Raw genomic sequence first — 2,721 nt, 5'->3', positions numbered from 1 at the left:
GCGTCCTGGTGATCTGGAACTGGTAGAATAAAGCGACAGCCGCGACTATCGGGCGACGCTACTTTTTGGCGTCGTCTTGCATTTTCTTCGGTGTCGGTTTTGGGCTCAAAGCGGTCGTCGGCGGCGGCGTGTCAGAATGGCGGTTTGGACAGTCTTACAAGGGAGCGTGGTGTGGGGAATGGACTTCTACCGCGGATCTGGACGTACTAGGCAACGCAAGGAGCGTGCCAACGGATCGAAGGCAAATGTTGTGATAGCACGACATGCTTCACGCCTGTCCTAAGCGGCGCTATTCTCCCGTCATAGTAACGCTGAAAGGAACCGCCCAATGTCCCTCTTCTCTAAACTCTTTGGTGGTGGTGAAAAGTCGGAGCTTGAGCCAGTCTCTTACAGAGGGTTCGAAATCTTTCCGGACCTGATGCCCGAAGGGGGCAAATACCGCCTTCTAGCCCGTATCGAAAAGACCATCGACGGAGATCGCAAGACCCATACTGTGATCCGGGCGGATGTTTTTGAGACCCGGGATCAGGGCGAAAGCTTCTGCATCGCAAAGGCGAAACAGGTGATCGACGAGCAGGGCGAACGCATTTTCGATTAAGCAAACAGACAACCTAATGTATGCGATGCAATCGACGGATGGTTCCGCAAATTAGACATCCGCCCCGATCTGGCGAAAGAACGCTAAGCAGGCCAAGCAGTCATTGAAAGTCTTAGATACCCGATACATGCAGCTGCAATCTGGGTCCCAATTTCGCCAATTTTACTGCCTGTGCTACCCTGTTGCATTTATCGTATGCAATTGGGGGCTGAAGATATGTGGAACATGGAACAGTTTGTAGCGGACTGCCGGACCGCAGTAGATCAGGACGTGTCTCACAAATCGGTGGCTGAGGTGGTGGACCGGGCGATGCGCGATCCCGCGGGCGTGACGCAAGCCTTGGGAGAGCCGACCGAAAGCGGTATCTTTCCCATTTACAAGTCAGGTGATCTGACAATCGTCAACGTCGTATGGAAGCCAGGAATGACCATAATGCCCCATAATCACGAAATGTGGGCCGTGATCGGTATTTATGGTGGCCGAGAAGATAACATTTTTTGGCGGCGCGTAGCAGATGACCCTAACGGACGCATTGAAGCGGCGGGGGCTCGAGCATTGTCGACGGGTGAATATGCTCCGCTTGGTAGGGACCTCATTCACTCGGTTACAAACCCTATCCCCAAGTTGACCGGAGCAATCCACGTGTACGGCGGGGATTTTTTTGAAGCTGAGCGAAGCGAATGGGACCCTGAAAACCTGACGGAACATGCGTATGACATGTCGAAGGTTCGCGCGTTATTCGAGGACTAGTTTGCAGTTTGACAATCTGCGTTGGCAATGCCTGAGGCATGTTCCGTCTATCCGGCAGGCTTCGCTGATTGCCGATTACTATCTGGTTGAATTGACACGGGGTGATGATCGCGGATTATGGATAGATGAGCAAATTACAACGCCCCCCGAAGCCTCGTCCACGCCCATTTCTTCCCAATCCAGACCGCTACGAGCAAATGGTCTATCGCCGTTGTGGGCAGTCTGGCATAAAGCTACCCGCGATAAGCCTTGGGCTATGGCACAACTTCGGTGGAGATACGCCACACCAGACAAAGCGCGATCTCTGCCGCACTGCTTTTGACTTGGGTATAACGCACTTTGATTTAGCAAATAACTATGGCCCACCGCCGGGATCGGCGGAAGAAGCATTCGGTGAAATTTTAAAAACTGATTTCGCAGGCTATCGGGACGAACTCATCATATCTACCAAGGCAGGGTATGATATGTGGCCGGGTCCCTATGGGGAGTGGGGATCACGAAAGTATCTTGTGGCCTCTTGTGATCAGTCGCTCAAGCGGATGGGGTTAGAATACGCAGATATCTTTTATTCCCACCGTTACGATCCAGATACCCCTCTGGAAGAAACTATGGGAGCCTTAGACTATATAGTGCGCTCTGGGCGCGCACTTTACGTCGGAATTTCAAGCTACAACTCGCAACGAACGCGCGAAGCGCTGGCCATCTTGAAAGACCTTGGCACGCCGTGCCTGATTCATCAGCCGTCGTATAACCTACTCAACCGTTGGGTTGAGCGGGACGGGCTGTTGGATACGCTTGACGAATTGAACGTGGGATCGATTGCGTTCACGCCACTTGCCCAGGGTATTTTGACATCGAAGTATCTGAACGGCATTCCCGAAGACAGTCGTGCGACCCAAGGCAAGTCTCTATTGGACGGCATGATCAACGAACGTTCATTGACGAGTGTCAGGGCTCTAAACGACATAGCGGCGTCACGCGGTCAATCATTAGCTCAGATGGCGCTTGCTTGGGTGCTGAGAGGTGACCGGATATCGACAGCCCTTATTGGCGCTTCGCGACCTGAGCAGATCGTGGATTGCGTAGGTGCGGTCCAGAATTTGGAATTTACCGAAGCGGAACTCGCTAAGATTGACGAGGTAAGCTCGGAAGAGGAAATCAATCTCTGGGCGCGATCCTCGGAAATTGAGTAAGATTGTTGACCACTGATTTTTGGTGCTAGCAGGTTCTTCTGCTTAATCGCATGGCGTTTCTGCTTTGGGCTCGAAGCAGACGTTCGGTTAATTCCGCTGAATGTCCGCCTTGCGGACCAAGCCGCCCTCAGATGGTATCGCTTGCATGTCTGCGTTACATTGGAGCGGTCGTCGCCTAGA

General features: G+C 52.7%; 3 protein-coding genes. All 3 read left to right on the top strand.

Annotated features, from left to right (window positions below; genetic code table 11):
* Nucleotides 1–328: 328 nt before the first annotated feature.
* On the top strand, nt 329–598 hold the full coding sequence (locus AC2FFP_RS23260) for an HlyU family transcriptional regulator (RefSeq protein WP_496770982.1): 270 nt from the start codon (nt 329–331) through the stop codon (nt 596–598).
* Nucleotides 599–823: 225 nt separating this feature from the next.
* A complete protein-coding gene (locus AC2FFP_RS23255; RefSeq protein ID WP_496770985.1) occupies nt 824–1,348 on the top strand; it encodes a cysteine dioxygenase family protein in 525 nt (174 codons plus the stop codon).
* 125 nt (nt 1,349–1,473) lie between these two features.
* Nucleotides 1,474–2,541, top strand: a complete 1,068-nt coding sequence (mgrA, locus tag AC2FFP_RS23250) for an L-glyceraldehyde 3-phosphate reductase (protein WP_496770988.1) — start codon at nt 1,474–1,476, stop codon at nt 2,539–2,541.
* Nucleotides 2,542–2,721: the final 180 nt, after the last annotated feature.

It is taken from the genome of Ruegeria sp. YTSC004 (genome assembly GCF_059609805.1).
This window is presented reverse-complemented; position numbering and strand designations above follow the sequence as displayed.

Excerpts from the sequence above, each read along its gene's own strand:
- AC2FFP_RS23260 (WP_496770982.1), top strand. The coding sequence starts at position 329 with ATGTCCCTCTTCTCTAAACTCTTTGGTGGTGGTGAAAAGTCGGAGCTT.
- AC2FFP_RS23255 (WP_496770985.1), top strand. The coding sequence starts at position 824 with ATGGAACAGTTTGTAGCGGACTGCCGGACCGCAGTAGATCAGGACGTG.
- mgrA (WP_496770988.1), top strand. The coding sequence starts at position 1,474 with ATGAGCAAATTACAACGCCCCCCGAAGCCTCGTCCACGCCCATTTCTT.